General features: G+C 69.4%; 23 protein-coding genes. 15 read left to right on the top strand and 8 right to left on the bottom strand.

From position 1 onward, the window contains the following. Positions 1-127: 127 nt before the first annotated feature. On the top strand, positions 128-1,099 hold the full coding sequence (locus tag MOV08_RS04440) for a GlxA family transcriptional regulator (protein ID WP_275306373.1): 972 nt from the start codon (positions 128-130) through the stop codon (positions 1,097-1,099). After that, entirely contained in the window at positions 1,096-1,701 is a 606-nt protein-coding gene (locus MOV08_RS04435) for a DJ-1/PfpI family protein (protein WP_039629655.1), read from the top strand. The genes MOV08_RS04440 and MOV08_RS04435 overlap by 4 nt, the downstream gene beginning before the upstream one ends. Here MOV08_RS04435 and MOV08_RS04430 read toward each other — a convergent pair. Together MOV08_RS04430 and MOV08_RS04425 are read right to left on the bottom strand one after the other, a co-directional pair. Continuing rightward, positions 1,671-2,396 carry a hypothetical protein gene (locus MOV08_RS04430; protein WP_275306372.1) on the bottom strand — a complete coding sequence of 242 codons (726 nt, stop codon included), beginning with the start codon at positions 2,394-2,396 and terminating at the stop codon, positions 1,671-1,673. The two genes, MOV08_RS04435 and MOV08_RS04430, sit on opposite strands and share 31 nt — an antisense overlap. Positions 2,397-2,813: 417 nt before the next feature. Next, positions 2,814-4,145 (bottom strand): erythromycin esterase family protein, encoded by a 1,332-nt coding sequence (locus MOV08_RS04425; RefSeq protein ID WP_275306371.1) that lies wholly within the window; start codon positions 4,143-4,145, stop codon positions 2,814-2,816. A 65-nt stretch (positions 4,146-4,210) separates the two neighbouring features. Between MOV08_RS04425 and MOV08_RS04420 the strand changes: the two genes are divergently transcribed. From MOV08_RS04420 to MOV08_RS04400, 5 genes are all read left to right on the top strand, one after another. After that, positions 4,211-4,813 (top strand): helix-turn-helix domain-containing protein, encoded by a 603-nt coding sequence (locus tag MOV08_RS04420; RefSeq protein WP_275306369.1) that lies wholly within the window; start codon positions 4,211-4,213, stop codon positions 4,811-4,813. A gap of 396 nt (positions 4,814-5,209) precedes the next feature. Further along, on the top strand, positions 5,210-6,871 hold the full coding sequence (locus MOV08_RS04415) for an APC family permease (RefSeq protein ID WP_039629653.1): 1,662 nt from the start codon (positions 5,210-5,212) through the stop codon (positions 6,869-6,871). 106 nt (positions 6,872-6,977) lie between these two features. Continuing rightward, the gene (locus tag MOV08_RS04410; protein ID WP_275306367.1) at positions 6,978-7,835 is read left to right on the top strand and encodes a hypothetical protein; all 858 of its coding nucleotides are present in this window, start codon (positions 6,978-6,980) and stop codon (positions 7,833-7,835) included. A gap of 174 nt (positions 7,836-8,009) precedes the next feature. Continuing rightward, complete coding sequence (locus MOV08_RS04405) at positions 8,010-8,624, top strand: GNAT family N-acetyltransferase (RefSeq protein WP_275306365.1); 615 nt, start codon at positions 8,010-8,012, stop codon at positions 8,622-8,624. A 2-nt stretch (positions 8,625-8,626) separates the two neighbouring features. Then, a complete protein-coding gene (locus MOV08_RS04400; protein ID WP_275306363.1) occupies positions 8,627-8,860 on the top strand; it encodes a CbrC family protein in 234 nt (77 codons plus the stop codon). Here the strand turns inward: MOV08_RS04400 and MOV08_RS04395 are convergent. After that, positions 8,845-9,552 (bottom strand): AAA family ATPase, encoded by a 708-nt coding sequence (locus MOV08_RS04395; protein WP_275306361.1) that lies wholly within the window; start codon positions 9,550-9,552, stop codon positions 8,845-8,847. The genes MOV08_RS04400 and MOV08_RS04395 overlap by 16 nt on opposite strands. A 374-nt stretch (positions 9,553-9,926) precedes the next feature. Here MOV08_RS04395 and MOV08_RS04390 point away from each other — a divergent pair, with 374 nt between their 5' ends. Then, positions 9,927-11,144: a PP2C family protein-serine/threonine phosphatase gene (locus MOV08_RS04390; protein WP_275306360.1), complete on the top strand. Its 1,218-nt coding sequence runs from the start codon at positions 9,927-9,929 to the stop codon at positions 11,142-11,144. Positions 11,145-11,502: 358 nt separating this feature from the next. On the opposite strand, the gene MOV08_RS04385 is transcribed toward MOV08_RS04390, so the two are convergent. Continuing rightward, entirely contained in the window at positions 11,503-12,162 is a 660-nt protein-coding gene (locus tag MOV08_RS04385) for a DUF4097 family beta strand repeat-containing protein (RefSeq protein ID WP_275306359.1), read from the bottom strand. Between the two features lie 277 nt (positions 12,163-12,439). Between MOV08_RS04385 and MOV08_RS04380 the strand changes: the two genes are divergently transcribed. Next, entirely contained in the window at positions 12,440-13,225 is a 786-nt protein-coding gene (locus MOV08_RS04380; protein WP_275306358.1) for a GbsR/MarR family transcriptional regulator, read from the top strand. A 207-nt stretch (positions 13,226-13,432) separates the two neighbouring features. Here the strand turns inward: MOV08_RS04380 and MOV08_RS04375 are convergent, their stop codons facing one another. Both MOV08_RS04375 and MOV08_RS04370 read right to left on the bottom strand, forming a co-directional pair. Next, the gene (locus MOV08_RS04375; protein WP_275306356.1) at positions 13,433-13,849 is read right to left on the bottom strand and encodes a hypothetical protein; all 417 of its coding nucleotides are present in this window, start codon (positions 13,847-13,849) and stop codon (positions 13,433-13,435) included. A 151-nt stretch (positions 13,850-14,000) separates the two neighbouring features. Continuing rightward, on the bottom strand, positions 14,001-14,474 hold the full coding sequence (locus MOV08_RS04370; RefSeq protein ID WP_239009937.1) for a MarR family winged helix-turn-helix transcriptional regulator: 474 nt from the start codon (positions 14,472-14,474) through the stop codon (positions 14,001-14,003). A 166-nt stretch (positions 14,475-14,640) separates the two neighbouring features. Here MOV08_RS04370 and MOV08_RS04365 point away from each other — a divergent pair, with 166 nt between their 5' ends. Further along, positions 14,641-14,895, top strand: a complete 255-nt coding sequence (locus MOV08_RS04365; RefSeq protein ID WP_208622207.1) for a hypothetical protein — start codon at positions 14,641-14,643, stop codon at positions 14,893-14,895. A 335-nt stretch (positions 14,896-15,230) separates the two neighbouring features. Beyond that, entirely contained in the window at positions 15,231-16,073 is an 843-nt protein-coding gene (locus MOV08_RS04360) for an SDR family oxidoreductase (RefSeq protein WP_275306354.1), read from the top strand. 133 nt (positions 16,074-16,206) lie between these two features. Here the strand turns inward: MOV08_RS04360 and MOV08_RS04355 are convergent, their stop codons facing one another. Continuing rightward, entirely contained in the window at positions 16,207-17,103 is an 897-nt protein-coding gene (locus MOV08_RS04355) for a LysR family transcriptional regulator (RefSeq protein WP_275306352.1), read from the bottom strand. Between the two features lie 116 nt (positions 17,104-17,219). On the opposite strand from MOV08_RS04355, the gene MOV08_RS04350 reads away from it, so the two are divergent. The 3 genes from MOV08_RS04350 (at position 17,220) to MOV08_RS04340 (ending at position 20,172) form a co-directional block, all read left to right on the top strand. Then, positions 17,220-17,867 (top strand): class I SAM-dependent methyltransferase, encoded by a 648-nt coding sequence (locus MOV08_RS04350; RefSeq protein ID WP_275306350.1) that lies wholly within the window; start codon positions 17,220-17,222, stop codon positions 17,865-17,867. Between the two features lie 232 nt (positions 17,868-18,099). Beyond that, positions 18,100-19,221 carry a serine hydrolase domain-containing protein gene (locus MOV08_RS04345; RefSeq protein ID WP_275306349.1) on the top strand — a complete coding sequence of 374 codons (1,122 nt, stop codon included), beginning with the start codon at positions 18,100-18,102 and terminating at the stop codon, positions 19,219-19,221. A 174-nt stretch (positions 19,222-19,395) separates the two neighbouring features. Continuing rightward, positions 19,396-20,172: a MerR family transcriptional regulator gene (locus MOV08_RS04340; RefSeq protein WP_275306347.1), complete on the top strand. Its 777-nt coding sequence runs from the start codon at positions 19,396-19,398 to the stop codon at positions 20,170-20,172. Between the two features lie 76 nt (positions 20,173-20,248). Here the strand turns inward: MOV08_RS04340 and MOV08_RS04335 are convergent, their stop codons facing one another. Next, positions 20,249-21,151, bottom strand: coding sequence for a LysR family transcriptional regulator (locus tag MOV08_RS04335; protein WP_275306345.1), 903 nt, complete (start codon positions 21,149-21,151; stop codon positions 20,249-20,251). Positions 21,152-21,221: 70 nt separating this feature from the next. Between MOV08_RS04335 and MOV08_RS04330 the strand changes: the two genes are divergently transcribed. Then, a complete protein-coding gene (locus MOV08_RS04330; RefSeq protein ID WP_275306343.1) occupies positions 21,222-22,229 on the top strand; it encodes an NAD-dependent epimerase/dehydratase family protein in 1,008 nt (335 codons plus the stop codon). Positions 22,230-22,231: the final 2 nt, after the last annotated feature.

The following is a 22,231-nucleotide window of genomic DNA, read 5'->3' as shown; positions in this document are numbered from 1 at the left end:
GCGTGGTGCCGTGGCTGTGCCCCACCGCGTAGCCGCTCTCAGCGGCCACTGTTGCGCTCTCCGGCATGGCGCAAAGCGTGGGGTATGTGTCGTTGACGCCCTCCGGTGCCGAAGACAGGGTGGAGGCGTGGAGCAGCGCCGCATCGTTTTTGTGATCTTCGAGGGTTTCCAGCCCCTCGACCTCTTCGGCCCGTACGAGGTGTTCGACCATGCTCACAAGCTCACCGGTGGGTACACCTGCCAGATCACGGCACCGCAGCCGGGAGCGGTCCGGTTCGGCAGTGGCCTCTCGGCGCACGTTCCCCACGGCGTGGCTGATGTGGACCCCGAGGGGATCGACACCGTGGTGGTGGCGGGGGGCGGTGGCGTCGACCAGGCCAGGCATGATCCCGCGCTGACGCGTTGGATCGCCGAGGCAGGGGTCAGTGCCCGCCGGGTCACCTCGGTGTGCAGTGGGGTGTTTCTGCTGGCTGCCGCCGGTCTGCTCCGGGGGCGCAGGGTGACCACTCATTGGGCGCGTGAGCAGCAGCTTGTGCGGGAGCATCCGGAGCTGATCGTCGACTGTGATCCGATCTTTCTCAGGGATGGGCGGGTGTGGACGTCGGCGGGGGTGACGGCGGGGATGGATCTCGCGCTGGCCTTGGTGGAGGATGACTTGGGCAGGGAGGTCGCGCACGCGGTGGCGCAGGAGATGGTGTTGTTTCTGCGCCGCCCGGGCAGCCAGTCGCAGTTCAGTGTGCCGTTGTGGTCCGCGCAGCCGGCCACCGATCCCCTCCGTGCCGTGGTCGCGGCGGTCCATGCCGACCCCGGTGCTCGGCACGGCATCACCGAGCTCGCCTCGCGCGCCGGGCTGAGCCCCCGTCATTTCCAGCGCAGGTTCACAGCCGAACTCGGGGTCCCGCCGGCGACGTATGTCGAGGGCGTACGCATCGAGGCCGCCAAGCGGGCGCTCGCCGAGAGCGACCACCCCATCGAGACCCTCGCGCGACGGTACGGCTTCGGCACCGCGGAGACGCTGCGCCGTGCGTTCCACCGGCACGTCGGCGTTGCACCGTCCGACTACCGCGACCGATTCCGATCCACCAGGGAGCACCTATGACCGCCTACGGGATATTGATCTTCGAGGGAGCGGAGGAGCTGGACTTCGTCGGGCCGTGGGAGGTGTTCACCGCCTCCTCCATGCTGCGCGACCACACCGACACCGTGCGGCTCATCGCCGAACACCCCGGCGCCGTCCGTTGCAACAAGGGCATGCGGGTCCTGCCGGACCACACCCTGGACGACCACCCCGCGCTGGACGTCCTGCTGGTCCCGGGCGGCAACGGGACCCGTCGCCAGGTGTCCAACCCCGTCCTCATCGACTGGATCCGCACCACCGCCGCCCACACCACCTGGACCACCAGCGTGTGCACCGGAGCCCTGCTCCTGCACGAAGCAGGCCCGGCACGCGGCCGACGGGTCGCAACCCACCACCTCTTCGAGGACACTCTGCAGGCCAGGGGCGACGTCACCGTGGTCCGCGACGCCCGCTATGTCGTCGACGGGAACCTGGTCACCAGTCAAGGCGTCTCGGCCGGCATCGACATGGCCCTGTGGCTCATCGGCCGCCTCCATGGCCGCGACCACGCCCGCGCCGTCCGCCGGTACATCCAGTACGAACCCGCCCCGCCCTACCTCGCCGACGACCCTGCGCCCGCATGACACCGTGGGTTTTGCACGAAGGAGGCAAGGACGGCGGCGATCCTGGGGAGGAAGATCCGCCGGCGACCCTCTGGAGGGTTGCCTTGTGCTCCCCGGTCTCGGCCCAGAGCCACGGACGGTGCAACTTTTCCGGCCGATGGAGTGGGAAGTGGGCGCGCCTGCGTGAAATCCGGCGTGCAGAGGTACACATCTCGCGCCCGATTTCCTGCCGACCAGGAGAAAACGCGATGCATACGTACATAGGCCGTTCGCTTGCCGCTGCGGCGCTCGCCGTCGTGATGGCCGCCCCGTTCGCCGGCCCGGCCCAGGGTGACCCCCAGGGCCGGGCCATGGGGACGAGCGGCGACCACGGCCGCGATCGACGGCACGATGGGTGTGACCCGTGGTGCCGTGGCGGTGATGATGACGGTTTTGACTCGGGGGGCGTTGGTGCGGGGGGTGATGGGGAGCGGGGTGACCCTCGGCGGCACGATGGGTGCGATCAGTGCCGTGGTGACGGCGATGGGTTCGGCGCGGGTGGCGTCGGCTCGGGTGGTATCGGCTCTGATGGTGTCGGCGCGGGGGGCGATGGCGGCGGGCAGGTTGACGGTCGGCGGCATGACGGGTGCGATCAGTGCCGTGGTGACGGCGATGGTCTGGGCTCGGGCGGCGTTGACCCGGGGAGCGTCGATGGGGGCGACGGCGAACGGAGCCATGGCGACCAGGGTGGCTCCGATGGGGATGACCCCGGCCTGTTCGACGAGTTCGGTTCCGGGCTCTTTCGCTTGGGACTGTTCGGCGTGGATCCGCTCGGCTTCGGTAGCTCCCTGTTCGGTAGCTCCCTGTTTGGTTGATTCCGCCGCCGGAAGCCGGAAGCCGGAAGCCAGTCAGGGATGCCGAGCTCGGTGGGCTGTTCGCACAGCTCGTCATGCTGACCGGAGTGGCTCGATGCCGTGAGTCCGTCGTGATTTCGCGGCATCGGTACAGGGACCGCCATGGAGGGTGAGGGCGCCAACGGAGCGGTGATGGGCGGGCGTTACCGGCTTGTCGACGTGATCGGCCGAGGTGGGATGGGCCGGGAGGGGCGCGGCCTCAGCGGGTGGGGTCTGGCGCGATGTTCTGGCCGGCCCTGGTCATCGTGACTTCCACTGGGCGAACGCCTCCTGCACGTCGTGTGGTGAGTTGGCGAGGGCGTCGTCGTCGGGTTGGGCTGCGGTGACGTGGGGGAGGTGGACGATGACGTCGTAGGCGTCCAGGGGCCTCACATCGGAGTAGAGGGTGCCCAGACGCTGCTGGGAGCTGGCCCGGACGGCGGCGGTGTCGGCGGGGGACAGCCGGCGCAGATCGGTGGCGAAGGGGCCGTCGCTGCTGGCGGCCATGAGCGCATCCAGGCTGCCGGGCCGGGGCGGCTCCAGATCGGTGAAGAGCTGGCCGGCGTAGAAGTCGGCTCCTGCGCTGAGGGTCTGTCCGGTGCCGTTGGTGATGCCGATGGCAAGGTAGTCCTCGCCGATCCGATCGGCCAGGTGCATGCCCATGGCGGCGGCCGAGGTCATGCCGGGCCACAGGGCCGGCCAGCGCTGGACGTGGCCGTTGTGGGCGACCAGTATGATCCGGTCCTCCCGGCGCAGGATCCATTCGACGGTGTCCGCGATGGCGGCGTCACGGTTGGCGAACAGGCTGTCCCGGTCGCCTCGGGCCATGGCGCGGGCATTGGCGTCGATGACGACTGCCAGGCGCAACGCGCGCAGCGCGCGTTCGTAGGCGCCGGCAGTGGTCCGTCCCCGGTAGTGCAGGCTTCGTCCCTCCATGCGCCCGGTGAGCTCGGCCAAGCCCGCCGTCAACGCGTCCCGACGCGCGGGTGCGAGCTGCCCGTAGGCGGCAACGGCCTGGGCGAGGGAGAGGGCGGAGGGCGCCGCGAAGGCGGCTGCGGTTTCCCGGATGCTCGGGTCCACCTCGAAGTCGGGGTCCGCCTGCGCGAGGTAGGCGGTGGCGGTGTCCAGGCCGGGCAGCACGGACACGTTCGACCCGGACAGGTCGATGCCGTAGAAGCCGACCGGTCGAGCGGCGGTGAGGTTGTGCCCGCGCATCCACTCCAGATGGTCCCGCATCTCGGTCCACAGACCCATCAGCGAAGTGATGCCGTTGGCCATGACGTGGCCGGGCTGCCCCTGGCCGCCGCGGACCCAGTCGTCGGTCAGCCAGCCCTCGACGAATCCCGACTCCATCGCGTAGGCGCCGAACCCGTGCCGCTCGACCAGGTAGCGCATCAGGCGGTGACGTAAGAGGTAGGACTCGTGGTTGTAGTGCGCGTTCTCGCCGATCGCCACCACCCTCGCGTCGCCGATCGCCTCGTCCAGCCACGCCAGATCGTCCTGCGGCCCGTCCGGGTCCAGGGTGCGCAGCGGATGCACCGCCTCGCTGCTCAGCCGAGTCGATGCCGGCGAGGCGTCCGTGTTCGCTGTCATGTTCCCATGCCCCCTTCATGAGTTCTCAACTTTGGGAACGGTATCAGATATGGGAGCATTGGGGAGTGGACACCCTCGACCTGCTGCTGCACCCGGTGCGACTGCGCATCACCCATGCCATGTCCGGCGGACGGACCTGCTCCGCCGTCGAGTTGTGCGCGGTACTGCACGACGTCCCCAAGTCCACCGTGTACCGACACGTCGGTCTGCTGGCCGAGGGCGGAGTGCTGGAGGTGGCGGGCGAGCAACGGGTGCGCGGCGCGGTGGAGCGGCGCTACCGGCTTCGCCGGGACCGGATGGCGATCACCCCCGAGGCGGGAGCGTCGATGTCCCTGGACGACCACCGCCGCGGGTTCGCCGCCGCCATGGCCGTCCTGCTCGCCGAGTTCAACGCCTACCTCGACAGGCCGGGAGCCGCGCCGTTCGCCGACTCCGTGGGCTATCGACAGGGCGTCTACTGGCTCAGTCCTGACGAACTCGCCGAAATGATCGATGAGTTGCGTCATTCCTTCGCGTCGCGCGCGGGCAACGGGCCGGCGCCGGGCCGCAGGCCCCATCTGATGAGCCCGATCTTCTTCCCGGCCGAGGAACCAGTCAGCTGCGAAGAGCACCCCGACGGCCGCGGCGGGGCCGATGGACAGGCACATACCGAGGGACAGGCGAAGTAGGCTGGGCGGGCCCATTGGCAGGCCGACGGAGAGTGACGCGGTCACCGGGCAATCCGCGCCACCCCGCCGGCCGCCTCGCAGTGAGTGTCTGGTCTCACCGCCGCCAGTCGACGGCGGGCTGCCGACCAGGGGTGACTGGCTTCGTCGAGACGACCGCTCGCCGGCTGGGCGTGGAGATCCCAACCCGATGGCCTGCGTCGACTCGGCTCGTTGAGACGGATCGGTCGATTCCGGCCGCCCCGAAGTGGGCCGGCCGCCCCCGCGCCAAGCCGGACGGCGACCTCCCCGCCAGGGCTGTGATCGGCAGTCGGAGACCGAGCAGATGAAAGAATGAGCAAAAAGTTCACTTAGGGTGTGTCCGGATCTCTTCGCACGGCAGAACGGACACAGCCCGCCATGGACATGAGCGCGGCCAGCACAAAGAACCTCAGCCTTTTCGCCTTGATCATGATTGGGCTGGGGTCCATTTTCGGCTCCGGCTGGCTCTTCGGGGCAGGTCAGGCCGCACAGGTCGCAGGACCCGCGGCGCTGGTCGCCTGGGTCGTCGGGGCCCTCTTCATCGGCATGATCGCCATGTCGTACGCCGAGGTCGGGGCCGCCTACCCGCTGCCCGGCGCCATGGCGCGCTTCGGATCGATCTCCCACGGCCCGGTGCTCGGATTCGTCAGCGGCTGGGCGGTGTGGATCGGGGTCGCCTCCCTGATCCCGATCGAGTCCATCGCGGGCACCCAGTACATGTCCTCCTGGAATTACGACTGGGCCAGGGGGCTCGTCTCCGACGGCAGCCTCACGGCCTCCGGCATGGCGATGGCCCTGTTCCTGACCTTCGTCCTGTGGTTCGCCTGCTACTGGTCGGTCGCGCTGCTGGCCCGGGCCAATACGGTGCTGACCCTGGTGAAGTTCGCCATCCCGGTGCTCGTCGTCGCCGCGCTGATCGCCTCCGGCTTCCACCCCGGCAACTTCACCGGCCACGGCGGCTTCGCGCCCAACGGCTGGTCCGCCGTGATGACGGCCGTCACCACCTCGGGCGTCGTCTTCGCCTTCAACGGCTTCCAGGCCGTCGTCAACCTCGGCGGTGCCGCCCGGAACCCCGGCCGAGCCATCCCGCTCGCCCTGGTCGGCGCGCTCTCCCTGGGACTGGTGATCTACCTCGCGCTGCAGGTCGCCTTCCTCGGCTCGGTACCGCCGGAGAAGCTCGCCGCGGCAGGCGGGTGGCACGGCATCAACTTCGCCTCCCCCTTCGCCGACCTGGCCAAGCTCCTGATGCTGCACTGGGTCGCCACCCTGGTCCAGTTCGGCGCCTTCATCTCGCCGTGCGGTGCCAACATCGCCAACGTGGCCTCTGCCTCGTACCTGGCGCAGAACCTGGCGGAGACCGGCTTCTTCCCCAAGAAGATCGCCGAGGTGCACCCCCGCTACGGCACCGCCCGGCCCGCGATGTGGCTCAACCTCGGCTTCTCCGTGCTCCTGCTGCTCACCATCGGCCACAGTTGGGAAGCCCTGGCCAGTGTCGTCTCGGCCGCCATGGTCGTCTCGTACCTGATCGGCCCCATCGCGGTGGGCGTCCTGCGCCGGACCAAGCCGGATCTGCCGCGCCCGTTCCGCCTGCCGGCCGCCTCGGTGCTCTGCCCGATCACCTTCGCCTTCGCGGCGTGCGCCCTGTACTGGTCGAAGTGGCCCAACACCGGCAAGGTGACCCTGCTCGTCCTGGTGTCCGTACCGATCGCGGCCCTGGTGTTGCGCCGCCGAGGCGAGCGGAACCTGTCCCGCCAGTTCGCCGCCGCCTGGTGGATGATCGGGTTCTTGCTGTGGCTCTCGACGCTGTCGGCCCTGGGCGGCAAGGAGTTCGGCGGCAACGGCGTGCTGCCGGGCGGTGTGGACATCGCCCTGGTCGGTGTGTCGGCCCTGGGCTTCTACTTCTGGGCGGTGCGCGCCGGCGTCCAGGCCGATCGTGCCGGCCTGACGGATTCCGACCTCACCCTCGCCACCGAGCCCGAGGCGGAACGGACCGTCCTGCCCGGCCAGCGATCCGGGGAGCGCGAAGCCGTCGTCTCCTGAGACAACTCGCTCGGACAGCCGTCGGATGGGCAATGACCCGTCCGGCGGCTGTCTGTTTCTGGATGCCTTCGTATGTCTGCGTCCCAGGCGATCGGGCGATGGGGCGATGGGGACGCGTACGTGGACGACCGTCGGTCCGACGCGGGAGCACGACGGGCCGGTCAGCGGTCCGCACAGCGGATTCGCGGCGAGCGAGGTCCGCGAGGCCCTCGGCCCCGGCCCCCACAGCACCTACTGGCACGGTGTCGATCCTGAGAGCCCAGGCTTGCTCCGAGCCCACCGGGAGATGCGCGCCCCCACCAGCCGGCGAGCCCACCGCCAGGCATTTCGAACCATGCTGTACAGCGGGCTCGTCCCGATGGTGGCCATCGCGCTGGACCACTTCTGCGACGACGAGGGGCTCACCCGGTTCGACCTGGACGTCGAGGCGCTCCGCCCCAACGTGCTTGCTCTCGCCCGCCATCTCCTGACGCTGTCGCCGTCAGCGGTGCGGGCCAGCCCGGAGACCGGTGCCGGAGCCAGTCACGCCAGCGCGCTGGACGTTCCGGCGTTGCTCGCCGGGCCCGAGGACGCCACTCTGCTCACGACGGCGCTCCGACGCCGCGACGCCGAAGCGCTGGTCCGCGAGCGTGCGATCCGCGCGGCGCAGGACTGCCTCGAACGATGGGAAGAGCCGGACGCCCGAGTCGTCGCCGCCCTGGAAGAACTCGTCTTCGACCCCACGGCAGCCATGGACGACCGCACGCTCGCCGTCATCGCCCCGTTCGACGTGCCCGGACCACAGGTCACCGCCGTGCTCCTGCGCGCCGCCCACTCCGACGTCCTGCCCCTCCAGGCCGAAGGCGCGCTGGGCCTCACCCACGACGACCTGATCGACCAGCACCGCGACCTCGTCGCCTCCTGGCCCGGCGGCGACGACGAACCCCAACGGGCCTGGCTCGTCCGGCACGCACTGAGGGCCTGACACCCAGCGAGAACCATTGCGGCGCCGCGGCAGCACCGGCGAGGACGGAACGAGCGGATGCCGCGGCGGAACGAGACGGCGTGGTGCATGGTGATGTCTTCGCCCGGCCCAACGGACCCGACCTGGGACAGAATTGACTTGTCCCAGGCGCAACGCCCCGATACCTTCCGGTCCATGCCTGCTCAGACTCCGCTGCCCGTCACGCTCACCGGCCGCCAAGTACGCCTGGAGCCGCTGGCGATGAACCATCTCGATGAACTCTTCGAGGCGGGGGGCGGCGACGAGGAGCTGTGGCGGTGGCAGGGTGGGCCGGCGCCACAGACACAGGCGGAGCTGGGCGACAAGCTCGCCACTGTGCTTGAGGCCGCCGAGCGGGGCGTCTACGTTCCCTTCGCGGTCGTCCACCGTGCCACCGACAAGGCCATCGGCTGGACCACGTACATGGACATCGACGTGGACGACGAACGACTGGAGATCGGCTGGACGTGGTACGGGCGCGCATACTGGCGCACCGCCGTCAATACCGAGTCGAAGCTGCTCCTGCTCACCCACGCCTTCGAAGACCTGGGCATGGGGCGCGTGCAGTTGAAGACCGACCATCTCAATCACCGCTCCCAGGCCGCGATCGCACGTATCGGGGGGCGCCGCGAAGGCGTACTCCGCCGCCACTACCGACGCCCCGACGGCACCTGGCGGGACACGGTGTACTTCTCGATCCTCGCCGACGAGTGGCCTGAGGCCAAGCACAACCTGGCTGCTCGCCTGGGAGAAGCCGGCCACGCAGGATAGTTGTGACGCGCACCTGCTGCGGGCGGGAACGCGGGTACATCGACAAGGGGCGGGTCTACGCGGCCGAGGAGCGCAAGGGCCGGCTGTGCCCCTGGTGCATCGCGGCGCCTGAGCGCGGCGCCCTTGGTGTTGGAGCGGCACGCGCCGGGCACGGCGCGCATCACGCTAGGGCCGGTGTCCGTCGGGCGCATTCGCGAAGCGGTCCCGCGCGGCTGTCGTCTCAGTCGAGGATGTGACGTAGGTAGGACTGCGGGTCGGCGAGATAGCGACGCCAGTGGTCGACCAGGGTGAGTTCGTGCCAGGCAAGTCGGCGCATGCCGTGCTCGCCGACCTCGATGATGTCCGCGCCAGGCAGTGCGGTCAGCAGGGGCGAGTGGGTGGCGCAGATGACCTGACCGCCGTTCTTCACCAGCTGGTCGAGGTGTCCGAGCAACTCCAGGCAGGAAGCGAACGACAGTGCGGCCTCGGGCTCGTCCATCACATACAGGCCGGGCTGGAGGAACTTGCCTCGGAATGCGGCGAGGAAGCCCTCTCCGTGACTGACCGACTCCGGCGTGAACCCTTCTCGGTCCAGGGCGTCCAGCGCCGTCTCGGCGCGCAGGAAGAACCCCTTGCGGGCGGCCCAACTGCCCAGCATGCGCCGTCCGCGCGGAGTCGCGTCGAAACGGATCCGCTCACCCAGCACCGACTTGGGGCGGTGACTGGCGTAACGCCAGTCGTGCGAGCCGCCCCACGAGTCCAGACCGAATCCCTCTGCGAGGGCCTCGACCAGGGTCGACTTGCCCGAACCGTTCTCGCCGACGAGGAAGGTCACCGGCGCGGTGAACCGCAGCCCTTCCGCCATCAGCCCGCGCACACAAGGAACGGACCAGGGCCACTCATCGCGGGCATACGAGGCCACATTTGCGTACGCATGTTCGATAATCACAAGGCGAGTCTCCCATATGGCGGGCGAAGGGTGCGGGGTGCGGCGCGGGTGTGTGATCAGCTCTGGGGCGCATGGCCGATGGCGCGCAGGATCTCGGACAGCCAGACGAGATGGCAGTCCAGGGCCTCGTCCGGCTCGTCAGGCAGCTTCTCGACCGACTCCCAGGAGTGGGCGAGCGAGCCGAGGGTGAGTTCCGTCGGCCGGCGTCCCGTGTCGTAGAGCTCTTCCTGGGGGATGGACCAGAAGTAGTCCTCGGCTGGCGCCTCGAAGTGGACTGCTGAGCGGCGGGAGCGGCACGCCGACGACCAACGTCCGGCGCGATCATGCCTGACGTGAGAGCGGTGGGGATCGGTGTGAGACTGGGCACGGAAGGGGTGATCCCTGTGTCGGACCTACCGCGCACGTCCGCCGGTCCGGACACAGCCGTCGACGAGAATCGGCTGGAAGAGCTGATCATCGAGGCACAGACGGCCCTGCCGTTCGAACTGCCTGCCCTGGCGAACCGGTGCGCCTCGGCCCTCGGCCTGGACTCTGCACTGATCTACCTCGTCGACCTGCAACAACGACTGCTCATCCCGCTCGACGAGGTCACGGAGCCGCTGCCGGTGGACCGCTCGCCGGCAGGCTGGGCGTACCGCACGGTCTCCGCGCGGGTGGCCGAGGCCGACGACGGCGTGATCGTCTGGCTGCCCTTGATCGACGGTGCGGAGCGGCTGGGCGTGCTGGCGGTGCGGACCGCCTCGCTCAACGGGGCGCGGATGCGCCGTAGCCGGATGTTGGCCCATCTGTTCGCCATGCTGATCACCTCCAAGCGCGCCTACAGCGACTGGCTCGCCGGCCTCACCCGCACCGCCACCATGCGGTTGCCCACCGAGATGCTGCGGGCCTTCCTGCCACCCCACACCGTCGGCAGCAGCAGGTGCGTCTCGACCGCGGTCCTGGAACCGGCGTACACCGTCGCCGGCGACGCCTACGACCACTCGGTGGTCAAGAACGTGCTGCACACCATGATCCTCGACTCCATGGGGCACGATCTGATCGCCGGCCTGACCACCTCGGTCGCCATGGCCGCGGCACGGAACGCCCGCCGCGGCGGTGGCGACCTGGTCGACGTCGTCGGCTCCGTCGACCAGGCGCTCGCCCAATGGCTGCCCGACCACTTCTGCACCGGCGTGCTGTGCCGGCTCGACGCGGTCACCGGGGTGCTGCAATGGGTCAACTGCGGTCACCCGCCGCCGCTGCTGATCCGCGCCAAGCGAGTGCTCGACGGCGTGTTGGACAGGCCCCCGCAGCCTCCGATCGGCCTGGCCGGCCAACTCGCCCCGGCAGTACGGGAAGTGCACGAGACCACGCTGGAACCAGGCGACTGCGTCCTGCTCTACACCGACGGTGTCGTGGAGGCTCGTGACGCGGACGGAGCGGAGTTCGGCCTCGACCGGTTCACCGAATTCATCATCCGCTCCTCCGCCGCGGGCCAGCTCCCGGCCGAGGTGCTGCGGCTGCTGACGCACGCCATCCTCGATTACCAGCGCAACCAACTGCGGGACGACGCGACCATCCTGCTCTTCGAGTGGCGTCCGCAGTACCGGTGACGCGGTAGGTACGGCATCGAGCCTGGCTGTGCCGCTCTCGCGCCCTCTCCGGCCGGTTCAGGTGCTCGGCCAGCACCTCCGGGAACACCCAGAGTTGCTCGGTGACGGCTGCGGGCTGTGGCGGTGGCGGCGGAAGGCCGGTCGCCTCAGCAGCCAGACCCAGGTGGCTGCCAACAGCGGGCGTATGTGTTCGGCGGCGCAGTGGGTGGCGCCCAGAGCGTTGCCCAGGATGCCAGGCATGCCGTAGGGGAGGGCGAGCACGTCGATCGGTTCCTCGGGCTCGGCCGCTCCAGTCGGTCCAGGGTGTGGAGGCCCAGCTGCACGGAGTGCGTCAAATGCGGGGGAGGGGAGGGGCGGGTCAGAGGCTTCGGGCGGTGATGTCGCCGTTGGGGGTGGTGGCGGCGATGTCGAGTTCGGTGGTGCCGTTGTTCCTGAGGGCGTTGTTGATGCGGCCGTGGCTGGTGCTGGCGTCCAGAGCAGCGGAGATGCCGGCGGCGGCGCCGATGGTGATGTCCCCGGAGCGGGTGTGGAGGGTGACCTTGCCCCCGGTGGCCTCGGCGATGCGGATGTCGCCGTGTGCGGTGCTGACGTCCGCCGGGCCGCACCGGCCGACCTCGACGTCGCCGTCGATCGCGGTGAGGCGGATACTGGCGGCTTCGTCCAACTTGATCTGGCGGTACGCGCCTTCGAAGACGACATCGCCGAGGCGGCCGACGGTGCGCAGTTCGGTGCTGGCCGTCTTGGCCTCGATGCCGGAACCTGCGGGCAGCTTGACCGTCACCTCGACGGATCCGGAGGGACCGAAGTACTGGTCCTTCGCCGAACTGACGATCCGCAGAACTCCGTCGGCGTATTCCACCGTGGTCTGCTCCGCCGCCCTCATGTCGCGGCTCTTCGAGGCGTTCACGGGCAGGATCTCGACGGTGGTGTCGGCGCGGTCTGCGGCGATGAACTGGACGCGTCCCGCGGGGATGTTCAGGACGGCGGAGATCGGGGCGGGGGTGTTGTACTTCTGCATCGTGCTCTCCCTGGTGCTTGCGGCTCGACTGCTGACGGCTTGCTGTTTCGTGATGATGGAAACGCTACGTTGCTTTCCGGGTGGCGGCAACGGTTGTTTTGCTTCCGTGTGGCATTTATGCAGGTGAAGGTGGAGTAATCATTGCAACGCCTTCTCGCTTAATGCAACGGCGAAACGCTTGGTCGTTGCAATGTGTTGAAGGTGAACGCTATGGTGACGGTGTAACGGAACATCGAGCAGCGCCACGGAGCATTCGTGGGGCACGAAGGGGGTCGTGATGCCGGGAGGCAGGCTCACCCAGACCGAACGCCAGCAGATCGCGACGGGACTGGCCGACGGCCTGGCCTACGCCGAGATCGCCCGCCGTCTCGACCGGCCGACCTCCACGATCACGCGTGAAGTGATGCGCAACGGCGGCCCCGCCGGCTACCGCGCCGACCTGGCCCACCGCGCCACCCAGCAGCGCACCCAGGGACGCAGGCAGGCCGTACCCCGAGGATCACAGGCGTCCCCGCAGGCGTACGGACGCGACGCCGAGGCCGTGCGCGACTACCAAGAGGCCCTCACCACCGTCTACATGGTCTCGGGCCTGCCCAAGATGATGGCGCGGGTGCTGGGTTGCCTGTACACCACCGACACCGGCAGCCTCACCGCCTCCGAACTCGCCCAGCGCCTCCAGGTCAGCCCGGCGTCGATCTCCAAGGCGATCACCTTCCTGGAGAGCCAGGACCTCGTCCGCCGGGAACGGGACGAACGCCACCGCCGCGAGCGCTACGTCGTCGACGACGACCTCTGGTACCAGGCGATGATCCGCAGCGCCCGGGCCAACGACCAGTTCATCGAGATCGCACGGCAGGGCGTCGGCATCCTCGGCCGCGGCACCCCGGCCGCCACCCGCCTGGAGAATGCCGCCCGCTTCCTGGACTTCGTCAGCGAGGGACTCATCCGCGCCGCGGAGCAGGGTCGCGAAGTCCTCTACACCAGAACCGAATCGACCCCGGACGGCACCGCCGAGCCGAGTTCGGATGACGGGCGGACCGCCACCCCGACGCCCACACCATGAGACGAAGCTGACCGCGGAGCCGCGGGTTTTCCCCCGCCGGTCGGGTTTCCCTCCGCCGGTCGGGGCGGCCCGCGCGGTCGGGCGCCCGGGCAGCCCGCTCGCTCGCCGCGTCCGGCCCCTCGTCGTCCGTGAGTTGGGGCAGGGCGATGCTCGGGTGGGCCCGGCCGTAGCGCCCGGCCGTACGCAGGGGAGGCGGTGCCGAACGGATCAGGTCGGGAAGTAGTCGCTCAGTACGCAGCCGTCGACGAGTGCCTTCTCCGTCCGGTGGCCGCTCGGCGGCGAGAAGTCCGGGGCGCAGGTCAGGAAGGCGAGCCCGGAAGGGGAGAGAGCCTCGATCTGGTCGTCGCCGACGGGGACGACCGCGTAGTTCTTGCCGATGGCGAAGGGGGCTTTGGCCTTCTTGGCCGCGGTCTGGAACTTCCGCATGTCCGAGACCAGGAGCAGGGCCATGGGGCGCCTGAAGTCCTTGCAGACGGCGCGTTCCTTGATGCCCCAGGACGGGTCCGCCGCCTCCTGTACGCCCCATCCGGCGTCCGTGCCGTCGTGGGAAGCGTCGTACTCCGTGCCTGGCTTCACCTCCTTGCACGAGGTGAAGAGGTCGACCTGGCGGGCGAGGGTGTCCATGGTCGACGCCTCGGGCAGGGCGCCACTGAAGCCCTGCTCGGAGCGGCGCCCACCGCGAACGAGTCGTCTCCTTCGTACCTGCGGCAACGCCTCCCGTCGGCTCTCGAAGAACTCTGCATCGCCCGCCGCGAGGCGGAGTTAGTGACCGGCATCAGTGCGGACGGTCCGCCTCGCCCTGAGCGAGCGACTCCGTCAGACGCTCCAGGCGCATGGCGAAGGCGTCAGCCTCACCCGAAGGCCACGTCGCCATCTCCTCCGCCACGAAGGATTCCAACGCCCCGCGCAACGCCGTGACCGCCCGCTCGCCCTCAACGGTGAGGGCCAGCCTGGTTGCGCGGGCGTCAGCGGGGTCAGGGCGACGGGTGACCAACCCGGCCTCCTGCAGTCTGGTCGCGTAGCGGGTGGTGACGGTGCGGTCCATCCCGATCACCTCGGCCAGCTTGGTGGCGGTGACGGGCCCCAAGCGGGCGAGCCCGGACAACACCGGGTAGGTCGTGGCGTCCACGCCCTCCACTCCGGAGGTCAACCGGCCGTAGAGCCCTGCACGGGTGGCCCGCAGGGTCAGTGCCCCGATGGCTGCGGCCACGCGGGCGGCGGACGTGCTGTCACGTGTCGATTCGCTCACCCCTCGATGATACGTGCAAAAAGCACGGAGTCCTGCTAGTGTCATTTGCGTGCAGAAAGCACGTGCATCAAACACGCAAATGCCCGAACATGCCAACGCACGCCAACGTGCAAACACGCAGAGGACAGTCATGTCGCATTCGTCTTCCCACCCGCACCAGCCCGCCGTGCGCCCCGAAGATGTCCTGCCCGAGGGCATCGACTCGACCGCGATCAACGGGCTGACCGTCCGCAAGGGTTCGGTGGCCGCATTCGTCGCCAACGCCCTACGGCTGGACGACCTCACCGAGGGCACCCCCGAGTACGCAGCCCTCGTCACGCAGATGCGAGAACTCGCTCCCGCCTTGCGCACCATCGGCCTCCTCGACGTCTTCCGGCCTCGCTCCCCGGCAGTGGAGCGGATCCTCGCCGAGGCCGCGTAACGCGGCGCGTGCGGCCGACGGCCGTCCGGCGCCCGGGGGAGCGAAGAGCGCGAACCCGGGCGTCGAACCGTCGAGCGGTGCATGGTGAAACCGCGTGGTGCCCGAACTCCCCGCTGCTGCACAGCCCGTCGGCGTCCGTGAGGTTCCGGGACGCCATAAGGATTCCCTATGGCCTCTGCTGACATTTCGTCTTTGCCTCTCGTTCTCCTCCGGACCTACCGTGAAATGGCTCGACGAGGTGCTCATCGCGATATCTCCGAAGTTTCGCGCTCTGTGTACGTGGGTTCCTCTTCTCCCGTCGAGCGGACAATGACGCGAGGGAAAGGGTCGGTGGCATGGCTACGCATGAGAACGGATCGGGAAAGCGGGAACTGGAGGGAAAGCGGGCACTGGTGACGGGTGGTTCGCGCGGAATCGGAGCGGCCGTCGTGCGCCGACTCCTGGAGGCGGGTGCCGAGGTGCTCACGACTGCCAGGTCGGCGTCGAGCGCGGTGCCGGAGGGGGCCACCTTCGTAGCGGCCGACGTGCGGACCCGGGCGGGAGCGGAGGCGCTCGCCGCGGCCGCGCAGGAGATGCTCGGCGGGGTGGACATCCTGGTCCACAACGCGGGCGGGGCGCGGCCGTACAAGGGTAGTTCGGCCATCCCCGACGAGGAGTGGCAGGAGGCGCTGGACCTGAACTTCCTGGCGTCGGTGCGGCTGGACTCGTTGCTGACACCGGGGATGCGGAAACGGCGTTCGGGGATGATCGTGCATGTTTCCTCCGCCGTGGTCCCCGCGCCGGTAGCGCCGTTCCTGCACTACACGGCGGCGAAGGCGGCGCTGGAGAACTACAGCCGGGGACTGGCCTTGGAGTTGGCCCCGTTCGGGATCAGGGTCAACACCGTCTCTCCCGGCAGAACCGCCACCCCCGGCGGCGAAGAGACGCGGGAGCAGTGGGCTCGCCTGGACGCGGCACCGGACCAGAACAACACCGTGGCACCGGACCAGAACAACATCGTGGCACCGGACCGGAAAGACACCGCGGGGGCGAACCAGGACAACAGCACCGTGCCGCTGGGGCGCGATGGTCGGCCCGACGACATCGCCCACGCGGTGCTGTTCCTCGTGTCCGAGCAGGCGAGCTGGCTGACCGGGAGCAATCTCGTCGTCGACGGCGGTGAATTCCACAGAGGTTGACGCCGACAGTGTTCCGGCGTTCCGGCGTTCCGAACTTTCGGTCTTCCGGCATCTCGGTGTTTCAGAATTCCGGTACTCCGGGGCGTCATTTTTGACGAGGGGAATTCCTGCCCGCCCGCTTTCTTCGCGGCCGTCAGGACGCGGATGAGGAGAGAGCGGACTCGGACCAGGTCTCCTGGCGGAGGAGTTCGAGCAGGGCCGTCTCCGCCGGGCCCGGGCCGGGCCGGACCACCGCGAGGACGGGCTGGGACACGGCCGGGAACACAGGGCGCACAAGGTGCTCGTGACCGTGGGGCACCGCGGAGGCCGGGACGAGCGTCACCCCCAGCCCGTGGGCGGCCCAGCGCACGGCCGTCGCCGTCTGGGACACGCGGGCGACCGTGGTCGGGGTCAGATCGTTGTTGCGCAGCACATCCAGCAGCACGCCGTCGAGCGCGCTGTCGCGGTCGAACCTCACCCACGGTTCTCCCTCCAGTTCGCGCAGCTCGACCCGGTCCGCGGCGAGCTGCCGGTGTCCGGCGCCCAACACCACGACGAACTCCTCGTCGCCGAGGTGGTGGGCGTCGGCGGGGCTCTGCTTGCACGCCGCCATCAGGGCGAGGTCCAGCGCTCCGCGGCGTCCCAGTCGATCCAACTCGGCGGAGCTGGGCTCCTCGAAGACGGTCACCTCCAGCCGAGGGAAGCGGCGACGCAACGCGCTCAGCGCGCCCGGCAGCTGCCGCGTGCCGAAGCCCATCTGCACCGCGACCGCCAGCTCGCCCACCAGCTCGTCGGCGCCGGACCGCGCCGTCGCTCTCGCCCGCCGCGCCGCGCTCACCGCGACCTCGGCATCCCGCAGGAACGCGCGGCCGACCACGGTGGGCACCAGTCCGCTCGGTGTGCGGGCGAAGAGTTGCACGCCGAGGTCCCGCTTCAGGCCGCGGATCTGTTGGGACACCGATGGTTGAGCAACGTGTAGCAGTTCCGCCGCTGCGGTCACCGAGCCCTGCTCGGCAACGGCCAGGGCGTACTCGAACTGACGAAGGCTCATCGGCTCCCGTCCCTCCCTGCGGTGCACCGCGGTCCATCCTGCCGTGATCGTTGTAATAGCCAGTAACCCAGTTCCGCCGGCGGAGATTCCCGGCGTCAGGAACTACTGTCGCAAGCATGGTCGAACACGATGCCCTCACTGCCACCCGCGACGCCTACGACGCCGCCGCCCCTCTGTATGCGCAACTCTTCCACGGCGAGCTGAAGGACAGGCCGCTGGACCGCGCGATCTTGAGTGCCTTCGCCGAGGTCGTACGCGCGGGTGGCGACGGTCAGGTCGCGGACCTGGGGTGCGGCACCGGCCATATCACCGCCCATCTGGAGGAGTTGGGGCTGGCGGTGTTCGGGATTGATGCCTCTTCTGGGATGATCAAGCAGGCTCGGCATGCCTATCCCGGGCTACGGTTCGAGGTGGGTTCGATGGCCGCGGTGAACGTCGCCGACGGCGAGCTGGGCGGCGTACTCTCGCGCTGGTCCATCATCCACACTCCACCGCAAGAACTCCCCGCCATCTTGGCGGAGTTCCATCGCGTACTGGCACCTGGCGGCCACCTTCTGATCGGCTTTTCGGCGAGCGATGGTCCGTCTCACCCGACTCAGGTCTTCGATCACGCAGTCGCGCCGGCCTATCGGTGGTCGCCGGATCACCTTGCCGCGATGCTGCGCACGTTCGAGTTGGCCGAGGTGGCCCGGATGGTGCGCGAGCCTCAGCCCACCGACCGACGGCAGTTCCAGGAAGTTCAACTGCTCGCCCGCAAAGCCTAGGCAGGGGCTGTCTGGCCCGGCACATGACCGCGTCGGAGCAGAGAGCCGTCGGAACCGGTGGAGGGTAGCGGGGCCGGGCCGGACTGGGGTGGCGCCTGCTCGCGAAACCGTTCCAACCTCCAAGGCGACCGACTGTGAGCCAGCGCACGGTTGAGGTTGACCTTGGGGCAGGGTGAAAGCTCGTCGCAGCGGCCCGACGACGACCCGGGCGCAACAGCCGTGAAGGAGCAACATGTCCATCATCCCTTCCGACCAGGGGCAGGATCGCCCGGAGCTGCAGAAGGCGATCGAGGAGATCGTCGAATCCGGCTTCCTCGGGGTCCAGCTCCGGGTGAACGACGAGCAGGGCGAGTGGGTCGGCAGCGCCGGGGCGCGCGAGCTGGGCCAGAGCGGCAAGCCGCTGACCAACGGGCACTTCCGCATCGGCAGCAGCACCAAGAACTTCGTTGCGACCTTGGTGCTCCTGCTGGTGGCCGAGGGCAGGATCGGCCTGGACGCCCCGGCCGATGGCTACCTGCCCGAGTTCGGCCTGGACCGGCGGATCACGGTGCGGATGCTGCTGCAGCACACCAGCGGGATCTTCAACCACACCGGCGAGCTCTACGAGGACGGGACGATCACGCTGGGGGTCCCCTGGCAGGGCAAGGAGTGGGTGGACAACCGATTCCACACCTACCTGCCCGAAGAGTTGGTGCGGCTGTCGTTGTCCAAGCCGGCACGGTTTGCGCCGGGGACCGGCTGGAGCTACGCCAACACCAACTACGTGCTGGCCCGGCTGGTGATCGAGAAGGTCACCGGCCGTGCGTTCGCCGAGGAGCTGCAGCGGCTGGTCCTGGGGCCGCTGGGGATGACCGGCACCGTGGCGCCGGGCACCTCGCCGGAGATCCCCGAGCCCCACAACCACAGCTACTACCGCTACGAGGACGCCGGGCAGGAGAAGACGGTCGATGTCACCCGGCACAACCCCTCCTGGGTTTCGGCCGGCGGCGACATGATCTCGACCACTCAGGATCTGCACACGTACTTCTCCGCACTGATGGGCGGCAGGCTCCTGCCTGCCGAGCTGCTGACCGAGATGCGCACCCCGGAGGCGACCGTCGGCTACGGCCTGGGGGTGTTCGCGCAGGACACGGGCCCGGGTGGCGGCACCGTCTTCCACCACAACGGCGCCACCATGGGCTCGGTGGCGCTGATGTACAGCACACCCGACGGCAGCAAGACCCTGACCGCCGGGCTGACCTGCGTGGACGACGCCGACCTGTCCCTAGCGCCAGCGTTCCACAAAGCCCAACAACGGCTCGTCGACGAGGTGTTCTGCGGCGGGCAGGCCGATCCGGGCCAGCCGACGACGTGAACGCCTGGGGTGCGTACGCTTCGAGTGCCCGACGCCTCCCCGTCGGGAACAGGCAGAACGCGCAACGCGGCCACGCCGAGCCGGGTGAACTCGGCGTGGCCCGTCCCTCCCTATGCTCGGCCGAGGTGTGCGTAGTCGCCGAGCCCGAGCCCGAGCGCAAGGCAGACTGAGCACATGATGAGCGGAGTCACGATCGGGCAGGCGGCGGCGTTCGTCGGCGTCACGGTGAAGACGGTGCGGCACTACCACAAGCTCGGCCTGGTCGAGGAGCCGGAACGCGACAGCTCCGGATATCGGCGGTACGGATCGGACGAGTTGCTCCGGTTGGTGCAGGTCCGGACGCTGGCCGCCGCCGGGGTGCCGCTGGCCGAGACCGGGCCGCTGCTCGACGCCGACGCCGCGCAGTTCGCCGCCACGCTCGTCGACGTCGAGCGGCAACTCACCGCAAAAATCGAGGAGTTGGCGGCTCGGCGGGACGCTCTGCAGCAGCTCGCCGACGGCGACCGGGCCCTGTTGCCCGACCGCGCCTGCGCGATTCTGGACCGGATGCCCGGCCTCGGCTTCAGCCCCGACTACGTGGCCGCGCAACGCGAGGCCCTGGTACTGGCCCGGGCGCTGGTACCGGCGGGCTTCGACGGCTTCCTGACCCAGCTGGAACACCGGCTCGACGACCCCGAGAGCATCGACCTGACCAAGCGTGGCTGGGAGGCCGAGACCTGGGAACCGGACGATCCGAGAATCGAAGAACTGGCGACCGCCATGGCCGACCACTACCTCGCCAACCCCACACTGTTGGGGAATCCCACCAGCCGGCAGGCATGGAGCAAGGCTTCCACCCAGTACCGGCTGATCAACAACCACCGCGGGGACCAGGCACCGATCGCGGCCCGGCTGACCGCGCTCACCGAGGCCAAACTCCGCTCCGCAGGCGTACCCATCCCGCGCCAATGACCGGAGCCTTGCGGCACATCGTGCGTCAGTGGGCGCCCGTACAGGGCACCTCCGTGATCCGCGCCGGTGCACTCGTCTACTGATGTGTCGCCTGCTCGCGGAGGGCCTGGATGAACGCCGTGACGTGGGGGCGGTCGCGAGCGCGGTCGAGCGTGACAACGCCGATGTGCCGGGTCGGAGCCGGCGGTTCGATCGGGACGGCGTGCAGGCCCGGCACCGTCGGAACGAGCGCGATGGAAGGGACCAGGGAGATCCCCATTCCCGCGGCGACGAGCGAGCGGGCGAAGAAGTAGTCGGTGGTGGTGCTGCGCACGTCCGGTGCGAAGCCTGCGCGCTCGGCGTAACGGCGCAGGTAGGCATCGGTCTTCAGGCATCCGAGTACCCAGGGCTCGGCTGCCAGCTCGGCGATGTCGAGCGACTCGCGGTCGGCGAATCGATGCCCCTTCGGCATCACGACGTGCAAGGGATCTTCCAGGAGCGCGGTCCACCGCAGGCGGGAGCTCGGGCCCGGCCCCACGGGCAGCGGGCCGTCGAAGCGGTAGGCGAGAGCGAGGTCGACGGCGCCTTGGCGAACAAGGGGCAAGGTGCTCTCGGGCTCGCCCTCCCTGACGTGGAGCACGGTATGGGGATGGGCTGCCATGAACCGGGGGAGCGCGCCGGGCAGTAGGTGCCTGCCGCCGCTGGTGAAGGTGGCGACGGTGAGCTGTACGCGGCCCGTGCTGAGCCGCTCGACCTGCTGCTTCGCCTGTTCGAGCTCGGCGGTGACGGACTCGGCGGCCCCGACCATGATCTGGCCGGCCTGGGTGAGGGTGACGCCGCGCGTGCTGCGTGCCACGACCTGGGCGCCGAGGCTGCGTTCCAACACCGCTATGTGCTGGGAGACGGCGGAAGGGGTGAGGCGGAGAGCCGTGGCCGCCTGGCTGAAGCTGCCGTGGTCCGCCACCGCCCGCAGGATGCGGAGCCGCTGCACATCAATCAACAGTATTCCTTAAGGCGTTTCCAGTAAGTCACCACTTCTGCTGATGACGATAGGCATCCAGGGTGGGGGCATGCAAAGGATCTGCGTCATCGGCGGAAGCCGGTACTTCGGAAAGCTCCTGGTCGAGCGACTGCAGGCCACCACCGGCCACCAGGTCACCGTGATCAACCGCGGCTCCACCGGGACGCCCGCCGGCGTCGAGCACCTGGTTGTCGACCGCAACGACGAGGCGTCTCTCATCGCCGCGCTCGGCTCCCGCACCTTCGACGTCGTTGTCGATCAGGTCTGCTACACCCCCGTGCAGGCCGCGATCGCCGCCCGCGCCTTCGCCGGCCGCACCCGGCGCTACGTCATGACCTCCACGATCGAGGTCTACGACCCGGCGACCGCCGCGCTGCCGGCCGTGCCGGCGGGCACCCCGGTGCCGGAGGAGAACGTGGATCCGGCCACCTGGCTGGCGGCAATGGACCTGCCCTGGCACGACGAGGCATACCTGGAGGCCCACTACGCCGAGGGCAAGCGCCAGGCCGAGGCCGTCCTCACCCGCGCCGGCAGCTTCGCGTTCGCCTCCGTACGCAGCGCGCACGTGCTCGGCGGCGGCGCGCGGGAGTTCACCGGCCGGCTGGCGCACTTCGTCGAGCACATCTGCCAGGGCGAGGAGATCACGGTGCACGAGAACGCGCTGCCGACGGTGTTCATCCACCACGAGGAGCTGGCGGACCTGCTGCTGTGGGCGGCCACCGCCACCGACTTCACCGGCCCGGTCAACGCCTGCTCCGACGGCCTGCTCGGCGTACGCGACCTTGCCGCGATCGTCGCCGCACAGGCCGGCCGGGAACCCGTCTACCGGGTGGTCGCCGCGGGCGAGACGGCTTCGCCGTTCTCCTACGACCGCCACTACGCCATGAGCAACACCCGCGCGAAGGAACTGGGTTTCGCCTTCTCCCGCGCCATCGACTGGCTGCCCGGCGCCGTCGACGAAACCCTCACTGCATCCGCCACCCTCGCCGCATCCACCATCCTCGCCGTATCCACCACCCCCGCCACCTCTGCCATCCAGGCAGCCCCCGCCACCTAAGG

The organism is Streptomyces yunnanensis (assembly GCF_029011865.1).
Taxonomy (GTDB): domain Bacteria; phylum Actinomycetota; class Actinomycetes; order Streptomycetales; family Streptomycetaceae; genus Streptomyces; species Streptomyces yunnanensis.
This window is presented reverse-complemented; position numbering and strand designations above follow the sequence as displayed.